This window comes from Klebsiella sp. HMSC16A12, assembly GCF_001808265.1.
GTDB classification, from domain to species: Bacteria; Pseudomonadota; Gammaproteobacteria; order Enterobacterales; family Enterobacteriaceae; genus Klebsiella; species Klebsiella pneumoniae.
The window spans coordinates 79,096-96,162 of record NZ_KV792621.1 but is presented as its reverse complement, the minus strand read 5'-3'; the positions used below and the strand labels follow the sequence as shown (position 1 = coordinate 96,162).

The 17,067-nt window shown below is 59.1% G+C and carries 17 protein-coding genes; 9 read left to right on the top strand and 8 right to left on the bottom strand.

Features of this window, described 5'->3' with window-relative positions:
* Positions 1-147: 147 nt before the first annotated feature.
* The 4 genes from lldP to trmL all read left to right on the top strand — a co-directional run bounded on the left by lldP (position 148) and on the right by trmL (position 4,323).
* Entirely contained in the window at positions 148-1,803 is a 1,656-nt protein-coding gene (gene lldP, locus HMPREF3140_RS16200; RefSeq protein ID WP_002922413.1) for an L-lactate permease, read from the top strand.
* A complete protein-coding gene (gene lldR / locus HMPREF3140_RS16195; RefSeq protein ID WP_023313739.1) occupies positions 1,800-2,573 on the top strand; it encodes a transcriptional regulator LldR in 774 nt (257 codons plus the stop codon). The genes lldP and lldR overlap by 4 nt, the downstream gene beginning before the upstream one ends.
* Complete coding sequence (gene lldD / locus HMPREF3140_RS16190) at positions 2,573-3,757, top strand: FMN-dependent L-lactate dehydrogenase LldD (RefSeq protein ID WP_002922420.1); 1,185 nt, start codon at positions 2,573-2,575, stop codon at positions 3,755-3,757. The genes lldR and lldD overlap by 1 nt, the downstream gene beginning before the upstream one ends.
* 92 nt (positions 3,758-3,849) lie before the next feature.
* Positions 3,850-4,323: a tRNA (uridine(34)/cytosine(34)/5-carboxymethylaminomethyluridine(34)-2'-O)-methyltransferase TrmL gene (trmL, locus tag HMPREF3140_RS16185; protein ID WP_032412572.1), complete on the top strand. Its 474-nt coding sequence runs from the start codon at positions 3,850-3,852 to the stop codon at positions 4,321-4,323.
* An 81-nt stretch (positions 4,324-4,404) separates the two neighbouring features.
* Here the strand turns inward: trmL and cysE are convergent, their stop codons facing one another.
* From cysE to HMPREF3140_RS16160, 5 genes are all read right to left on the bottom strand, one after another.
* A complete protein-coding gene (gene cysE, locus HMPREF3140_RS16180) occupies positions 4,405-5,226 on the bottom strand; it encodes a serine O-acetyltransferase (protein WP_002922426.1) in 822 nt (273 codons plus the stop codon).
* A 73-nt stretch (positions 5,227-5,299) separates the two neighbouring features.
* On the bottom strand, positions 5,300-6,319 hold the full coding sequence (gpsA, locus tag HMPREF3140_RS16175; RefSeq protein WP_070553040.1) for an NAD(P)H-dependent glycerol-3-phosphate dehydrogenase: 1,020 nt from the start codon (positions 6,317-6,319) through the stop codon (positions 5,300-5,302).
* On the bottom strand, positions 6,319-6,786 hold the full coding sequence (gene secB, locus HMPREF3140_RS16170) for a protein-export chaperone SecB (RefSeq protein ID WP_002922428.1): 468 nt from the start codon (positions 6,784-6,786) through the stop codon (positions 6,319-6,321). Before secB ends, gpsA begins: the two co-directional genes overlap by 1 nt.
* 60 nt (positions 6,787-6,846) lie before the next feature.
* Positions 6,847-7,098: a glutaredoxin 3 gene (grxC, locus tag HMPREF3140_RS16165; RefSeq protein WP_002922429.1), complete on the bottom strand. Its 252-nt coding sequence runs from the start codon at positions 7,096-7,098 to the stop codon at positions 6,847-6,849.
* A 104-nt stretch (positions 7,099-7,202) separates the two neighbouring features.
* Entirely contained in the window at positions 7,203-7,634 is a 432-nt protein-coding gene (locus tag HMPREF3140_RS16160; RefSeq protein WP_002922436.1) for a rhodanese-like domain-containing protein, read from the bottom strand.
* Positions 7,635-7,879: 245 nt separating this feature from the next.
* Here HMPREF3140_RS16160 and gpmM point away from each other — a divergent pair, with 245 nt between their 5' ends.
* From gpmM to HMPREF3140_RS16145, 3 genes are read left to right on the top strand one after another with little or no spacing between them, the layout of a single operon-like run.
* Positions 7,880-9,424, top strand: a complete 1,545-nt coding sequence (gene gpmM, locus HMPREF3140_RS16155; RefSeq protein WP_004152046.1) for a 2,3-bisphosphoglycerate-independent phosphoglycerate mutase — start codon at positions 7,880-7,882, stop codon at positions 9,422-9,424.
* A 9-nt stretch (positions 9,425-9,433) separates the two neighbouring features.
* Positions 9,434-10,705, top strand: a complete 1,272-nt coding sequence (envC, locus tag HMPREF3140_RS16150) for a murein hydrolase activator EnvC (RefSeq protein ID WP_002922458.1) — start codon at positions 9,434-9,436, stop codon at positions 10,703-10,705.
* A 3-nt stretch (positions 10,706-10,708) separates the two neighbouring features.
* Positions 10,709-11,656, top strand: coding sequence for a divergent polysaccharide deacetylase family protein (locus tag HMPREF3140_RS16145; RefSeq protein ID WP_002922459.1), 948 nt, complete (start codon positions 10,709-10,711; stop codon positions 11,654-11,656).
* Between the two features lie 5 nt (positions 11,657-11,661).
* Here HMPREF3140_RS16145 and HMPREF3140_RS16140 read toward each other — a convergent pair whose 3' ends face one another.
* From HMPREF3140_RS16140 to kbl, 3 genes are all read right to left on the bottom strand, one after another.
* Positions 11,662-12,450 (bottom strand): glycosyltransferase family 2 protein, encoded by a 789-nt coding sequence (locus HMPREF3140_RS16140; protein ID WP_002922460.1) that lies wholly within the window; start codon positions 12,448-12,450, stop codon positions 11,662-11,664.
* 168 nt (positions 12,451-12,618) lie between these two features.
* A complete protein-coding gene (gene tdh, locus HMPREF3140_RS16135) occupies positions 12,619-13,644 on the bottom strand; it encodes an L-threonine 3-dehydrogenase (protein WP_004901345.1) in 1,026 nt (341 codons plus the stop codon).
* Between the two features lie 12 nt (positions 13,645-13,656).
* Positions 13,657-14,850, bottom strand: a complete 1,194-nt coding sequence (gene kbl, locus HMPREF3140_RS16130) for a glycine C-acetyltransferase (protein ID WP_002922462.1) — start codon at positions 14,848-14,850, stop codon at positions 13,657-13,659.
* Between the two features lie 213 nt (positions 14,851-15,063).
* On the opposite strand from kbl, the gene rfaD reads away from it, so the two are divergent.
* Both rfaD and rfaF read left to right on the top strand, forming a co-directional pair.
* A complete protein-coding gene (gene rfaD, locus HMPREF3140_RS16125; RefSeq protein ID WP_002922463.1) occupies positions 15,064-15,996 on the top strand; it encodes an ADP-glyceromanno-heptose 6-epimerase in 933 nt (310 codons plus the stop codon).
* A gap of 9 nt (positions 15,997-16,005) precedes the next feature.
* Positions 16,006-17,064 carry an ADP-heptose--LPS heptosyltransferase RfaF gene (rfaF, locus tag HMPREF3140_RS16120; protein ID WP_032412574.1) on the top strand — a complete coding sequence of 353 codons (1,059 nt, stop codon included), beginning with the start codon at positions 16,006-16,008 and terminating at the stop codon, positions 17,062-17,064.
* The last annotated feature ends 3 nt before the right edge of the window (positions 17,065-17,067 follow it).

Genomic DNA, 17,067 nt, shown 5'->3' with positions numbered 1-17,067 from the left:
CCCGTTGCTTGTGAGCAACATCTGATTAACCATTCGTTGTCATCAACCCTGATACCCTTAATTGGCCGGGCCAATTTTACCTTCGGTGGGATCGGCAATGAGCGCAGACTCAGCCCTCCTCTCCTGGCGGCCCGATGGAGACCCTGCATGAATCTCTGGCAACAAAACTACGATCCCGCCGGTAATATCTGGCTATCCAGTCTTATCGCATCGCTACCGATTCTGTTTTTCTTTTTTGCGCTGATTAAGCTCAAACTGAAAGGCTACATCGCTGCCACCTGGACCGTCGCAATCGCGCTGGTCGTTGCCTTACTGTTCTATAAAATGCCGGTGGACCGCGCCTTAGCCTCGGTGGTCTACGGCTTCTTCTACGGCCTGTGGCCTATCGCGTGGATTATTATCGCCGCGGTCTTCGTCTATAAAATCTCGGTGAAGACCGGACAGTTCGACATCATCCGCTCATCGATTCTGTCGATTACGCCGGACCAGCGCCTGCAGATGCTGATCGTCGGCTTCTCGTTCGGCGCCTTTCTCGAAGGAGCGGCGGGTTTCGGCGCACCGGTCGCGATTACCGCCGCGCTGCTGGTTGGTCTCGGGTTTAACCCGCTGTATGCGGCTGGCCTGTGCCTGATCGTCAACACCGCGCCGGTGGCCTTCGGCGCGATGGGCATCCCGATTCTGGTCGCCGGCCAGGTGACCGGTATCGATAGCTTCGCCATCGGCCAGATGGTGGGCCGCCAGCTGCCGTTCCTGACCATTATCGTGCTGTTCTGGATCATGGCGATTATGGACGGCTGGCGCGGCATTAAAGAGACCTGGCCGGCGGTGATAGTCGCAGGCGGTTCGTTCGCTATTGCCCAGTACCTCAGCTCTAACTTCCTTGGCCCGGAGCTGCCGGATATCATCTCGTCGCTGGTTTCCCTGGTCTGTCTGACCCTGTTCCTCAAACGCTGGCAGCCGGTACGCATCTTCCGCTTCGGCGATCTCGGCGCCTCGCAGGTGGATATGACGCTGGCCCGCACACGCTACACGGCGGGACAAGTGATCCGCGCCTGGTCGCCGTTCCTGTTCCTGACCGCCACCGTGACCCTGTGGAGCGTGCCGCCATTCAAAGCGCTGTTCGCTCCTGGCGGCGCGATGTATGACTTCGTTATCAATATTTCGGTACCATTCCTCGACAAAATGGTTGCCCGTATGCCGCCGGTGGTTAGCGCCGCAACGCCCTACGCCGCGGTATATAAATTCGACTGGCTGTCGGCAACCGGCACCGCCATTCTGTTCGCCGCCCTGCTGTCCATCGTCTGGCTGCGCATGAAGCCGAAAGATGCGCTGACCACCTTCGCCGGGACGCTGAAGGATCTGGCGCTGCCGATCTACTCTATCGGCATGGTGCTGGCGTTCGCCTTTATCTCTAACTATTCCGGGCTGTCGTCGACCCTGGCCCTGGCGCTGGCCCATACCGGCCACGCGTTTACCTTCTTCTCGCCGTTCCTTGGCTGGCTGGGGGTATTCCTGACCGGTTCGGACACCTCGTCTAACGCCCTGTTCGCCGCGCTGCAGGCAACGGCGGCGCAGCAGATTGGCGTCTCCGATATCCTGCTGGTCGCGGCTAATACCACCGGCGGCGTTACCGGCAAGATGATTTCCCCGCAGTCGATCGCCATCGCCTGCGCCGCGGTAGGCCTGGTGGGCAAAGAGTCGGATCTGTTCCGCTTTACCGTCAAACATAGCCTGATCTTCACCTGCATGGTGGGGCTGATCACCACGCTGCAGGCCTACGTTTTAACCTGGATGATCCCGTGATAGTGATGCCTAAACGCCTGGCCGACGACGTGGCGCGTCGCGTCCGGACGCTGATTGAAGAACAACAGCTGGAGGCGGGCATGCGACTGCCCGCCGAGCGCCAGCTCGCCGCCCAGCTCGGCGTCTCACGCAATTCCCTGCGCGAAGCGCTGGCGATGCTGGTCAATGAAGGGGTGCTGTTGAGCCGTCGCGGCGGCGGCACCTTCGTCCGCTTTCAGCATGAGCCGTGGTCAGAGCAAAACATCGTCCAGCCGCTGAAGACGCTGCTGGCCGATGACCCGGACTACAGCTTCGATATCCTCGAAGCCCGCCACGCCATCGAAGCCAGCACCGCGTGGCACGCGGCGATGCGCGCCACCGACGCCGATAAAGAAAAAATTCGTCTGTGCTTTGAAGCGACCCAGAGTGAAGACCCGGATATCGCCTCGCAGGCGGATGTCCGCTTTCACCTGGCGATCGCCGAAGCCTCGCATAACGTGGTGCTCCTGCAAACCATGCGCGGCTTTTTCGACCTGCTGCACTCCTCCGTTAAGCAGAGCCGCCAGCGCATGTATCAGGTGCCGCCGGTGTTTGCCCGCCTGACCGAACAGCACCAGGCCGTCATGGAGGCGATTGTCGCCGGCGACGCCGAGGCGGCGCGCCAGGCGATGATGGGCCACTTAGGCTTTGTCCACGCCACCATCAAACGTTTTGATGAAGACCAGGCCCGCCAGGCGCGAATTACCCGCCTGCCCGGTGACCACAATGAAAATTCCAGGGAGAACTCGTGATGATTATTTCCGCCGCCAGCGACTATCGCGCCGCCGCACAGCGTATCCTGCCGCCGTTTCTGTTCCACTATATTGACGGCGGCGCCTACGCCGAACATACCCTGCGCCGCAACGTCGAGGACCTTTCCGATGTAGCCTTGCGCCAGCGTATTTTGCGCAATATGTCGGACCTGAGTCTGGAAACGACGTTATTCAACGAGAAGCTGGCGATGCCGACGGCGTTGGCGCCGGTCGGGCTGTGCGGGATGTACGCCCGCCGCGGCGAAGTGCAGGCCGCCGGCGCGGCGGACGACAAAGGCATTCCGTTCACCCTCTCTACCGTTTCCGTCTGCCCGATCGAAGAGGTCGCCCCGACCATCAAGCGCCCGATGTGGTTCCAGCTGTATGTCCTGCGCGACCGCGGCTTTATGCGCAATGCGCTGGAGCGCGCCAAAGCCGCCGGCTGCTCGACGCTGGTCTTTACCGTCGATATGCCGACTCCCGGCGCCCGCTACCGCGACGCCCATTCAGGCATGAGCGGCCCGAACGCCGCCCTGCGCCGCTACTGGCAGGCCGTCACCCATCCGCAGTGGGCGTGGGACGTCGGCCTTAACGGTCGCCCGCACGATCTGGGCAATATCTCCGCCTATCTCGGCAAACCGACCGGGCTTGAGGATTACATTGGCTGGCTGGCGAATAACTTCGATCCGTCGATTTCATGGAAAGACCTGGAGTGGATCCGCGATTTCTGGGACGGTCCGATGGTGATCAAAGGGATCCTCGATCCGGAGGACGCCCGCGACGCGGTGCGCTTCGGCGCTGACGGCATTGTCGTCTCCAACCACGGCGGCCGCCAGCTCGATGGCGTGCTCTCCTCGGCCCGCGCCCTGCCGGCAATTGCCGACGCGGTGAAAGGCGACATCACTATTCTCGCAGACAGCGGCATCCGCAACGGGCTCGACGTGGTGCGGATGATCGCCCTGGGCGCCGACAGCGTGCTACTGGGCCGCGCTTACCTGTACGCCCTGGCGACCCACGGTAAGCAGGGCGTGGCGAATCTGCTGAACCTCATCGAGAAAGAGATGAAAGTGGCGATGACCCTCACCGGGGCGAAAAGCATCCGTGAAATCAGCCGTGATTCGCTGGTGCAGAACGCGGAAGCGCTGCAGACCTTCGATGCACTGAAGCAGAATAACGCCGCGTAATTCTCCACGTTTTCCCTTACGCCGCCCCTCTCCCTCAGGGTGAGGGTTCGCCAAATATCTGCTATTCTGCCCCCCGCAATTAAGGGGGCAGTATGCTGAACATCGTGTTATTCGAACCAGAGATCCCGCCGAACACCGGGAATATTATCCGCCTGTGCGCCAACACGGGCTTCAGTCTGCATATCATTGAGCCGATGGGCTTCACCTGGGACGATAAACGCCTGAGACGCGCCGGACTGGACTATCACGAGTTCACTGCCGTGCAGCGCCATGCGGATTACGCGGCGTTTGTCGCCAGCGCGCAGCCGCAGCGTCTGTTCGCCCTGACCACCAAAGGCACGCCTGCGCACAGCGCAGTGAGCTATCAGGACGGCGATTTCTTGATGTTTGGCCCGGAAACCCGCGGTCTGCCGGCCCGCATCCTCGATGCCCTGCCGCCGGAGCAGAAAATCCGTATTCCGATGATGCCGGACAGCCGCAGTATGAACCTGTCAAACGCGGTGTCGGTGGTGGTGTATGAAGCCTGGCGCCAGCTGGGGTATCCTGGCGCGGTCTTGCGCAGCTAACCTGAGCGGTTCCCGGATTACGGCGCGTTGCGCCTTATCCGGGCTACATTTCTGTGCTTAGCAGCGGCAAATGGCAATACATCAAATCCCGTCGCCGTACTCGAAGGTGTGGTGGATGCCGTTGAAATGCTGATCCATATCCATCGCCGGCTTGTCGCTCTCCGGCTTGCCGACGATACGCGCCGGTACGCCCGCCGCGGTGGTGTGCGGCGGAACCGGCTGCAATACCACCGAACCGGCGCCAATCTTCGCGCCACGCCCGACTTCAATATTGCCGAGGATCTTCGCCCCGGCGCCAATCATTACGCCTTCGCGAATTTTCGGATGACGGTCGCCGCTGGTTTTACCGGTCCCGCCGAGGGTGACCGACTGCAGAATAGAGACATCATCTTCAATCACCGCCGTTTCGCCGACCACAATGCCGGTGGCATGGTCGAGCATGATCCCGCGGCCGATTTTCGCCGCCGGGTGGATATCCACCTGGAAAGAGACGGAGACCTGATTTTGCAGGAAAATCGCCAGCGCGCGTCGCCCCTGAGTCCACAGCCAGTGGCCGATACGATAGGCCTGCAGGGCATGGAAACCCTTCAGATAGAGCAACGGCGTGGAGTATTTATCCACCGCCGGGTCGCGCGTGCGCACCGCCTGAATATCGCAGGCGGCGGAGGCGATCATTTCCGGATCGGCGGCGTAGGCCTCTTCCACCACTTCGCGAATGGCGATCGCCGGCATAATCGGGGAAGCCAGCTTGTTGGCCAGCATATAGCTCAGCGCGCTGCCGAGATTTTCATGCTTGAGTAGCGTTGCGTGGTAAAAACTGGCGAGCATCGGCTCACAGTCAGCCAAAGCCCGGGCTTCGGCTTTAATATTATTCCAGACGATATCCAGTTCTTCACACGGCATTGCATACTCCAGGCGATATAGTAATGACCTGCCAGTTCTGCGCTGGCAGGGTCATTCAGGTGACAAAGGAAAGCTAATTGCTGCTGCGCTCGTCCTTGCGGGCGCGACCCAATAAGGTCAATGCTGCCTCGCGCGCAATTTTTCCGCAATACAATACCTGATAAATTTCCTCGGTTATTGGCATTTCGACACCTAAACGCTGTGCCAGAACGCGAACTTCCTTGGTATTGCGGTAGCCTTCAACCACCTGGCCAATCTTGTCCTGGGCGCTCTGCACGTCCATACCCTGGCCGAGCATCATGCCGAAGCGACGGTTACGGGACTGGTTGTCGGTGCAGGTGAGCACCAGGTCACCGAGGCCGGCCATGCCCATAAAGGTTTCCGGATCGGCGCCCAGCGCCGCGCCGAGGCGGGACATTTCCACCAGCCCACGGGTAATCAGCGCCGTACGCGCATTGGCGCCGAAGCCGATGCCGTCCGACATACCTGCCCCGATGGCAATGACGTTTTTCACCGCGCCGCCGAGCTGCACGCCGATAAAGTCCGGGTTGATGTAGACGCGGAAGCTTTTGCCGCAGTGCAGTAGGCGCTGAAGGTCCTCCGCAAACTGCGGATCCGTGGCCGCCAGCGAAATCGCCGTCGGCAGGCCGGCGGCCAGCCCTTTGGCGAAGGTTGGCCCCGAGATCACCGCCAGCGGAATATCATCGCCCAGCGCTTCACGCGCCACGTCCTGCAGCAGACGGCCGGTTTCGGCCTCCAGGCCTTTGGTGGCCCACACCAGCCGCGCGTCGGAACGCATCAACGGTTTAATCTGGCGTAACACCTGACCGAATACATGGCTCGGCACCACGACAAGGATGTCGCGGCTGGCGGCCAGCGCGGTGGCCAGGTCGCTCTCAAGATGCAGCGTATCCGGGAAAGGCACATCGGGAAGGAACGCGGCGTTGCAGCGATCGTGTTGCAGCGTCGCGATATGTTTCGGGTCATGGCCCCACAGCACAACGTGGTGGCCATTTCTTGCCAGGGTGATGGCAAGAGCGGTGCCGTAAGAGCCGGCACCGATCACAGTCATTGCAGCATTAAGTGCGTTCATCAGGCATCCTGATGTTGTTCAGCACCTTCGCCAGCCTGCTGCTGCAGATAGTTCATGAACAGCGCGTCGAAGTTCACTGGCGCAAGGTTAAGTTGCGGGAAGGTACCGCGGGAAACCAGGCTGGTGATGCACTCGCGCGCGTACGGGAACAGAATGTTCGGGCAGTATGCGCCGAGGCAGTGCGCCATCTGGGTGCCTTCGATGCCGTCGATGGAGAAAATACCGCCCTGCTGTACTTCACAGAGGAACGCGGTTTCTTCGCCCAGCGCAGCGGTCACGGTCACACGCAGCACCACTTCATAAACGCCTTCAGCCAGCTGGGTGGAGGCGGTATCCAGATCAAGTTTAACTTCCGGCTGCCAGTCTTTCTGGAAAACTTGCGGCGCGTTCGGCGCTTCAAAAGAGATATCTTTGGTATAGATACGCTGGATCTGGAAGGTCATTTCGGTGCTGTTTTGTTCTGACATAGTAAAACCCTTTCGTGTTGTCCTTAAATACGCGCTTCCGCCAGGGAAAGCGCGCAAAAATTAGCGCAAGAGGGGATCAAGTCCACCACGTGAATCAAGCGCATACAAGTCGTCACAGCCGCCAATGTGCTGCGCATCAATAAAAATCTGCGGAACCGTCGTCCGTCCGCTGCGCTGGATCATCTCCTCACGCTTCGCGGCATCGCCATCGATCGGCAACTCATGGAACGTTACGCCTTTGCTGTTCAGCAGCGCTTTCGCGCGGATGCAGAACGGGCAGGTCGCTTTGGTGTAGATCTCAATATTGGCCATGACTTCACTCCTGTTGTTACCCTGAGGGTTTTACGCCGCAGCCTGTGTTCCCTTCACGTCAGGCGTGAAGGAGAAAACGCGGCGGCATCACCACGCGAGGTAAGTTATTTGCCGCGTACCAGAGGGAGGTTTTCGCCGCTCCAGCCAGCAATGCCCTCTTTCAGTACAAAGACTTTTTCAAACCCGGCTTTGTTCAGCGCGCTGGCGGGCTCTTGCGCCTGCATGCCGGAACCGTCTACCACAATAATGGGTTGCGATTTGTGTTTTTCCAACTCGCCGACATTATTGGCTTTGATATCGCTGGGCAGCAGGTTAATAGCGCCGGCAATATGGCCTTTACGGAAATCGTCACGCTGACGCAGGTCGACCACCACCGCATCTTCTTTATTGATAAGACGCGTCGCTTCACCACGGGTGATGACTTTAACTTTCGACATCAGCCCCTTGAAGGTGGTGAACACTACCGCACCCAGCAGCGCGATCCACGCGATGCTCAGGACCGGGTGACGGCCGATGAATTGCATAATTTCTTGCATGGGGGGTTACAACTCCCGACTAAGTGAGAAAAAAACCAGGAAAGGAGTATACCTGTGCCTTGCGGCAATTACAGCCAGTGAGCGCGATGTAATGTATTTTCTGCGGGCGGTGGCGAAAAAAAGCCGCTCTCGCTGACCCGGCGCGGCCCGGCCGCTCCCTTTCTTTGATCTTTCACGGGGATTTAAACGATTCAGCTGTAGTAAAATTACGCAAAATTTCTGTCTTTGAGCATGAGGTTGTCGCAATGTCGGTTTCTAAAAAACCTATGGTACTGGTGATTCTGGATGGCTACGGCTATCGCGAAGACCAACAGGATAACGCCATTTATAGCGCTAAAACGCCGGTAATGGACGCGCTGTGGGCCAAACGTCCACATACCCTGATCGATGCATCCGGCCTCGAAGTCGGCCTGCCGGACCGTCAGATGGGGAACTCCGAAGTAGGCCACGTCAACCTGGGCGCCGGTCGTATCGTCTATCAGGACCTGACCCGTCTCGATGTGGAAATTAAAGAACGCACCTTCTTCGCCAACCCGGTACTGACCGCCGCGGTCGATAAAGCGGTTGCCGCCGGCAAAGCAGTACATATCATGGGCCTGATGTCGCCAGGCGGCGTCCACAGCCACGAAGATCACATCATGGCGATGGTGGAGCTGGCGGCAGAGCGCGGCGCTGAGAAGATCTACCTGCACGCCTTCCTCGACGGCCGTGATACGCCGCCGCGCAGTGCGGAAAAAACGCTGGCGACATTCGAAGCCAAATTTGCCGCGCTGGGCAAAGGTCGCATCGCGTCGCTCATCGGCCGCTATTACGCCATGGACCGCGACAACCGCTGGGATCGCGTAGAACAAGCTTATGATCTGCTGACCCTGGCCAAAGGCGAATTCCAGGCCGATACCGCCGTCGCAGGTCTGCAGGCCGCCTACGCCCGTGACGAAAACGACGAATTCGTGAAAGCGACCGTTATCCGCGCCGCCGGCCAGGCCGATGCCGCGATGGAAGACGGCGACGCGCTGATCTTCATGAACTTCCGTGCCGACCGCGCGCGTGAAATCACCCGCGCCTTCGTCAACGCCGACTTCGACGGCTTTGCGCGTAAGAAAGTGGTTAATCTCGATTTCGTGATGCTCACCGAATACGCCGCCGACATCAAAGTCGCCTGCGCCTATCCGCCCGCCTCGCTGGCCAATACCTTCGGCGAGTGGATGGCGAAGCACGATAAAACCCAGCTGCGCATCTCCGAAACTGAAAAATACGCTCACGTCACCTTCTTCTTCAACGGCGGCGTAGAAGAGCCGTTTAAAGGCGAAGAGCGGATCCTGATTAACTCGCCGAAAGTGGCGACCTACGATCTGCAGCCGGAAATGAGCTCCGCCGAGCTGACCGAGAAACTGGTCGCCGCCATCAAAGGCGGAAAATACGACACCATCATCTGTAACTACCCGAACGGCGATATGGTTGGCCATACCGGGGTGATGGAAGCAGCCGTAAAAGCGGTTGAAGCGCTGGATCGCTGCATCGACCAGGTGGCTCAGGCGGTGGAATCCGTTGGCGGCCAGCTGCTGATCACCGCCGACCACGGCAACGCCGAGCAGATGCGCGACCCGGCCACCGGCCAGGCGCACACCGCCCATACCAATCTGCCGGTTCCGCTGATCTACGTCGGTAATAAAGCGGTCAAAGCGGTCAACGGCGGCAAACTTTCCGACATCGCCCCGACCATGCTGTCGCTGATGGGAATGGAAATCCCGCAAGAGATGACTGGCAAGCCGCTGTTCATCGTGGAATAATCCTTCCCCATGAGGGGAAAGGCGATGTATTCAACTACATGGATCGCAGCGGCAGTTCGATCCGTCCTTTACGCCAGCGCGCTCAGCGCTGGCGTATTGCTGTGCGCGTCATCTGCGCATGCCGACGATCGCGATCAGCTAAAGTCCATCCAGGCCGACATCGCCGCCAGGCAGCGGGCGATTAAGCAACAGCAGCAGCAGCGCGCAAGCCTGCTCGCCCAGCTCAAAGCGCAGGAAGAGGCGATCGCCGCCGCGGCCCGCAAACTGCGCGAAACCCAGGATAGCCTGAACCAGCTCAATAAGCAGATTGACGAGATGAACGCCGCTCTCGCGAAGCTGGAGCGCCAGCGCGCGTCTCAGGAGCGGAACCTCGCCGCGCAGCTCGATGCCGCTTTCCGCCAGGGGCCGCATACCGGCATCCAGATGGTGCTCAGCGGTGAAGAGGGCCAGCGCAATCAGCGGATGCAGGTCTATTTCAGCTATTTCAACCAGGCCCGCCAGGAGACTATCGCGGAGTTGAAGAAAACGCGCGAAGAGATGGCGGTGCAAAAGTCGATGCTCGAAGAAAAACAGAGCCAGCAGCAAACGCTGGTCTACGAGCAAAAGGCCCAGCAGGCGAAGCTGGAGCAGGCGCGTAACGAACGGAAAAAGACCCTTTCCGGCCTGGAGTCTTCCATTCAGCAGGGTCAGCAACAATTAAGTGAATTACGGGCTAACGAATCGCGCCTACGCGGTCGTATCGCCCAGGCGGAAGCTGCCGCCAAAGCCCGCGCCGATCGGGAAGCACGCGACGCACAGGCGGTGCGCGACCGCCAGCAGGAAGCATCGCGCAAAGGCACCACCTATAAACCAACGGAAAGTGAGCGTTCGCTGATGTCACGCACCGGCGGGCTGGGCTCGCCGCGCGGTCAGGCGTTCTGGCCGGTTCGCGGTCCGCTCCTTCATCGATATGGCGAACAGCTGCAAGGTGAACTACGTTGGAAAGGGATGGTTATCGCCGCGTCTGAAGGCACCGAAGTCAGAGCCATTGCCGATGGTCGGGTCATTCTGGCCGACTGGCTGCAGGGCTATGGTCTGGTGGTGGTGGTCGAACATGGCAAAGGCGACATGAGCCTGTATGGCTATAACCAAAGCGCGCTGGTCAGCGTTGGTACTCAGGTGCGTGCCGGCCAGCCTATCGCGCTCGTAGGCAGCAGCGGCGGTCAGGGCCGTCCGTCGCTCTATTTCGAAATTCGCCGCCAGGGTCAGGCGGTCAATCCACAGCCGTGGTTGGGAAGATAAGTTTTGCTTCAATTTCGCGCAATTGCTCTTGCCGTAGCCGGTTCGCTGGCTCTGGCGGCGCCAGCGTTCGCTGGCAAACTCTCCATCGTTATTGACGATTTTGGCTACCGCCCGCAGACCGAGAATCAGGTGCTGGCGCTGCCGGCAACTATCTCCGTCGCCGTGCTGCCGAACGCGCCGCACGCCCGGGAAATGGCCACTAAAGCGCATAATCAGGGCCATGAAGTGCTCATCCACCTGCCAATGGCGCCGCTCAGCAAACAGCCGCTGGAAAAAGACACCCTGCGTCCCGAAATGAGCAGCGAGGAGATCGAGCGCATTATTCGCGAGGCTTACGGCAAAGTCCCTTACGCCGTCGGGCTGAATAACCATATGGGCAGCGCGATGACCTCCAACCTGTTTGGCATGCAGAAGGTGATGCAGGCCCTGGAGCGCTACAATCTCTATTTTCTCGACAGCGTCACCATCGGCAACACCCAGGCCATGCGCGCCGCGCAGGGTACCGGCGTGAAGGTGATTAAGCGCAAGGTGTTTCTCGACGATACGCAGAATGAAGCCGATATCCGCAACCAGTTCAATCGCGCCATCGCCCTGGCGCGGCGCAACGGTTCGGCGATAGCCATTGGCCATCCGCATCCGACGACGGTGCGGGTGCTGCAGCAGATGGTCTATAACCTGCCGCCGGATATCACGCTGGTGCGCCCGAGCAGCCTGCTGAACGAGCCGCAGGTCGACAACTCGACGCCAAACTACGCCCAGCCGCCCGCGCAACAAACACAGCAGAAGCCGCGTAATCCGTTCCATGGCGTGAAGTCTTGCAAACCGAAGCGCCCGCTGGAGCCTGTGAACGCCAGCCGCTTCTTCACTATCCTCAGCGATAGCATCAGCCAGAGCGCGCTGATCCAGTACTATCGCCTCAAATGGCAGGGCTGGGACAATCCCGGCAACTAGACCACTCAGGGGTCCGTTCGCTTTTGCGCGACGGGCGCCTGGTTATCTTCGTGGGCGTACCACGCCTTAAAATATTTCAGAAAGCTGTAAAACGTCGCGTACAGGCCGGTCACCACGCCGACCTTGCCATAGCGCCACGCTCCGCTAAACAGATACCACTTAAAGAAAGCGCCAATGGCGCTGACGATCCCCCGCGTCAGCGAAGGTTTGATCTGCTGGTACTTCACCAGCCGGGTGGTATAGCTGTTCAGCTTATTAAACACTTCATGCAGCGAATAAAAGGTATCGTGGCGAACGAAGCCCGGCAGCCTGACGGAGCTCGCGTGTCCGACCACCTGGTCATCCACCGGCCGATCGTTAAACCGCGCCTGCTGGCGGTTAAAGAGGCGCACCGGATAATCCGGTGAGGAAATGGGGTAGATAGTCCGTACCTGTTTGCCTAGCACAAACCAGTAGCGCGGCAGACGCCAGGCGCAGGTCGGGTCAGGCTCCTCCCCCGCTTTTAGCGCCTGAATGGCCGTCACCACGTCATTATCAAGAATTTCGTCGCTGTCCATGCACAGCACCCAGTCATGGCTGGCCAGCCCGATGGCATAGTTCATCTGCGCGCCGTGGGCTTTATAGGCATGGTGATGGACGGTGAGACCAAACTGCTGGCAAATAGCGACGGTTTCGTCGGTACTGCCGGAGTCGACGACGATACATTCATCGGCAACCTTCAGCAGAGGCGGCAGTACCTCCATCAGCAGGCGCGCAGAGTTACAGGTCAGTAAGCATACGGAGAGTTTAAGCATGATAGTTACAAAGTTAAACTGCGACTAAACACACTGTATAAGCGAATAACCGTAAAATCGATGTAGAAATTGTGCGCTTAATATTAAGCAGGCTAAAAATGTTATCCAAATCTAAATTAAGGCGCCCGCAGGCGCCTTTTTTGCTGATTTTTACGCCAGCATGGGGGGTTAGTCCCAGCTCAAAACCACTTTACCGGACTGGCCGGAGCGCATCGCGTCAAAACCTTTCTGGAAGTCATCAATGCCGAAGCGGTGGGTGATGATCGGTGAGAGATCCAGACCAGACTGGATCAGCGCCGCCATCTTGTACCAGGTTTCGAACATTTCGCGACCATAGATACCTTTGATAAACAGCCCTTTGAAGATGACCTTGGTCCAGTCGATGGACATATCCGACGGCGGGATACCCAGCATCGCGATACGGCCGCCGTGGTTCATGGTATCCAGCATGCTGCGAAACGCCGGCGGCGCGCCGGACATCTCCAGACCCACATCGAAACCTTCGGTCATCCCCAGCTCGACCATCACGTCATTAAGGTTCTCTTTGGCCACGTTCACCGCGCGGGTAACGCCCATTTTGCGCGCCAGCTCAAGACGGTACTCGTTGACGTCGGTGATCACCACGTTACGCGCGCCGACGTGTTTCGCTACCGCCGCCGCCATCACGCCGATCGGACCGGCGCCGGAAACCAGCACGTCTTCCCCGACCAGATCGAAGGAGAGCGCGGTGTGCACCGCGTTGCCGAACGGGTCGAAGATAGACGCCAGGTCATCAGAGATATTGTCGGGGATTTTAAAGGCGTTAAAGGCCGGGATCACCAGATACTCAGCAAAGCAGCCCGGGCGGTTGACGCCCACGCCGATGGTGTTGCGGCACAGATGGGTGCGGCCCGCGCGGCAGTTACGGCAGTGGCCGCAGGTGATATGCCCTTCGCCGGAGACGCGGTCGCCAATCTTAAAGCCGCGCACTTCCTGACCAATCCCCACCACTTCGCCGACATATTCGTGACCGACCACCATCGGCACCGGAATGGTCTTCTGCGACCACTCATCCCAGTTGTAGATGTGCACGTCGGTCCCGCAAATGGCGGTCTTGCGGATTTTAATCAGCAGATCGTTATGGCCGACTTCCGGTTCCGGTACGTCGGTCATCCAGATGCCTTCTTCCGCTTTCAGTTTGGATAACGCTTTCATCTCATACCCTTATTAGGCGATGACGCCCAGTTGTTTGCCGATGCGGGTAAAGGCTTCCACCGCACGCTCAATTTGTTCAGGGGTATGCGCCGCCGACATCTGGGTGCGAATACGCGCCTGGCCTTTCGGTACCACCGGATAGAAGAAGCCGGTGACATAGATCCCTTCTTTCTGCAGCTCGCGGGCAAAGTTCTGCGCCACCACCGCCTCACCCAGCATCACCGGAATGATGGCGTGGTCGGCGCCGGCCAGCGTGAAGCCTGCCGCGGTCATTTTTTCGCGGAACAGACGCGCGTTAGCCCACAGGCGATCGCGCAGGTCTGCCCCCTCTTCAACCATCTCCAGCACTTTGATGGAGGCGGCCACGATGGCCGGCGCCAGAGAGTTGGAGAACAGATACGGACGGGAGCGCTGGCGCAGCCACTCAACCACCTCTTTGCGCGCGGCGGTGTAGCCGCCGGAGGCGCCGCCCAGCGCTTTACCCAACGTGCCGGTGATGATATCGACGCGCCCCATCACATCGCAGTATTCGTGGGAGCCGCGGCCGTTTTCGCCGACGAAGCCGACGGCGTGGGAGTCATCGACCATCACCAGCGCATCGTATTTATCCGCCAGGTCGCAAACGCCTTGCAGGTTGGCGATCACGCCATCCATCGAGAACACGCCGTCGGTGGCGATCAGCACGTGACGCGCGCCGGCCTCGCGAGCTTCTTTCAGACGCGCCTCCAGCTCTTGCATATCGTTGTTGGCATAGCGGAAGCGCTTCGCTTTACACAGACGCACGCCGTCGATGATCGAGGCATGGTTCAGGGCGTCGGAGATAATGGCGTCTTCCGGGCCGAGCAGCGTTTCAAACAGGCCGCCGTTGGCGTCGAAGCAGGAGGAGTAGAGGATCGCGTCTTCCATACCGAGGAAATCGGCCAGCTTCTTCTCCAGCTGCTTATGCGTATCCTGGGTGCCGCAGATGAAGCGTACCGAGGCCATCCCGAAACCGTGGCTGTCCATGCCGGATTTCGCCGCGGCAATCAGTTCCGGGTGGTTCGCCAGACCCAGATAGTTATTGGCGCAGAAGTTAATCACGTGGCTGTCGCCGACGGTAATGTCCGCCTGCTGCGCCGAGGTGATGATGCGCTCTTCTTTGAACAACCCTTCGGCCCGAGCGGTCTCCAGATTGCTAGTTAACTGTTTGTAGAAATCACCACGCATTGCAACTCTCCAGATTCGGCAAAATTTGGCACATATTACCCAAAGCTATACGCTGATACGAGATGATGCAGGCCTGAATGAATTATTTGCAGCATAAATCACGTCAGCCCAGCACCTTATTCTGCGAATGGCTGTAGGCTTGCTCATGTGGTGATATGATAAGAGCATTCATGTCCGGATTGTCTCCGGGCTCCCAACTTCAAAGGTACAGTTATGATCATCGTTACCGGCGGCGCAGGCTTTATCGGCAGCAACATCGTTAAAGCGCTGAATGACAAAGGCATCACCGACATTCTGGTTGTCGACAATCTGAAAGACGGCACCAAGTTTGTAAACCTGGTTGACCTGAACATCGCTGACTACATGGATAAAGAAGACTTTCTGATCCAGATTATGGCGGGTGAAGAGTTCGGTGAAATCGAAGCAATCTTCCACGAAGGCGCGTGCTCTTCCACTACCGAGTGGGATGGTAAGTACATGATGGACAACAACTATCAGTACTCCAAAGAGCTGCTGCACTACTGCCTGGAGCGCGAAATCCCGTTCCTGTACGCCTCCTCCGCGGCCACCTATGGCGGACGCACCAGCGACTTCATCGAGTCCCGCGAGTACGAACAGCCGCTGAACGTTTACGGCTACTCCAAATTCCTGTTCGACGAATACGTCCGCCAGATCCTGCCGGAAGCCAATTCGCAGATCGTCGGCTTCCGCTACTTTAACGTCTACGGGCCGCGCGAAGGCCACAAAGGCAGCATGGCGAGCGTCGCTTTCCACCTCAATACCCAGCTGAATAATGGCGAAAGCCCGAAACTGTTCGAAGGCAGCGACGGCTTCAAGCGCGACTTCGTCTACGTGGGCGACGTGGCTGACGTCAACCTGTGGTTCTGGGAAAACGGCGTTTCCGGCATCTTCAACCTCGGCACCGGCCGTGCGGAATCCTTCCAGGCGGTTGCCGATGCGACCCTGGCGTACCACAAAAAAGGCAGCATCGAGTACATCCCGTTCCCGGACAAACTGAAAGGCCGCTACCAGGCGTTCACTCAGGCGGATCTGACTAACCTGCGCAAAGCGGGCTATGACAAACCGTTCAAAACCGTTGCTGAAGGCGTAACGGAATATATGGCCTGGCTAAACCGCGACGCGTAAGAAACAAGCATGAAAATATTGGTGGTAGGCCCGTCTTGGGTGGGCGACATGATGATGTCGCAAAGTCTTTATCGTACGCTCAGGGCGCGCTATCCCCAGGCGATTATCGACGTGATGGCGCCAGCCTGGTGCCGTCCGTTGCTTTCGCGCATGCCGGAAGTGAACGAAGCGATCCCGATGCCGCTGGGTCACGGCGCGCTGGCTATCGGCGAACGCCGCAAGCTCGGCCACAGCCTGCGCGAACGTCGCTACGATCGCGCTTACGTGCTGCCGAACTCGTTTAAATCGGCATTAGTCCCTTTCTTTGCCAATATCCCGCTGCGCACCGGCTGGCGCGGCGAGATGCGCTACGGCCTGCTCAACGACGCCCGAGTGCTGGACAAAGACGCCTGGCCGCTGATGGTGGAACGCTACGTGGCGCTGGCCTACGACAACGGCGTGATGCGCTGCGCCAAAGATCTGCCGCAGCCGCTGCTGTGGCCGCAGCTGCAGGTCAACGAAGGGGAAAAGTCGCAGGCCTGCAGCGCCTTTAACCTGTCCAACGATCGGCCGATCGTCGGCTTCTGCCCCGGCGCGGAGTTCGGCCCGGCCAAACGCTGGCCGCACTATCATTATGCTGCGCTGGCGAAAAAGCTTATCGACGATGGCTATCAGATTGCGTTATTCGGCTCGGCGAAAGATAACGAGGCCGGCAAAGAGATCATCGCCGCCCTCAGCAGCGAGCAGCAGGCCTGGTGCCGTAATCTGGCGGGTGAAACCAAGCTGGAGCAGGCGGTCATTCTGATCGCCGCCTGTAAAGCTGTAGTGACTAACGATTCGGGGCTGATGCACGTCGCCGCGGCGCTGGACCGCCCGCTGGTGGCGCTGTATGGCCCGAGCAGTCCGGACTTTACCCCGCCGCTGTCGCATAAAGCGCGGGTTATCCGTCTGATTACCGGCTACCACAAGGTGCGCAAAGGCGATGCCGCCGAAGGCTATCATCAGAGCCTGATCGACATCACCCCAGAACGCGTCCTGCAAGAGCTAAACGAACTGTTAGCGGAAAAAACCGAGCACGAGGAAGCGTAACGG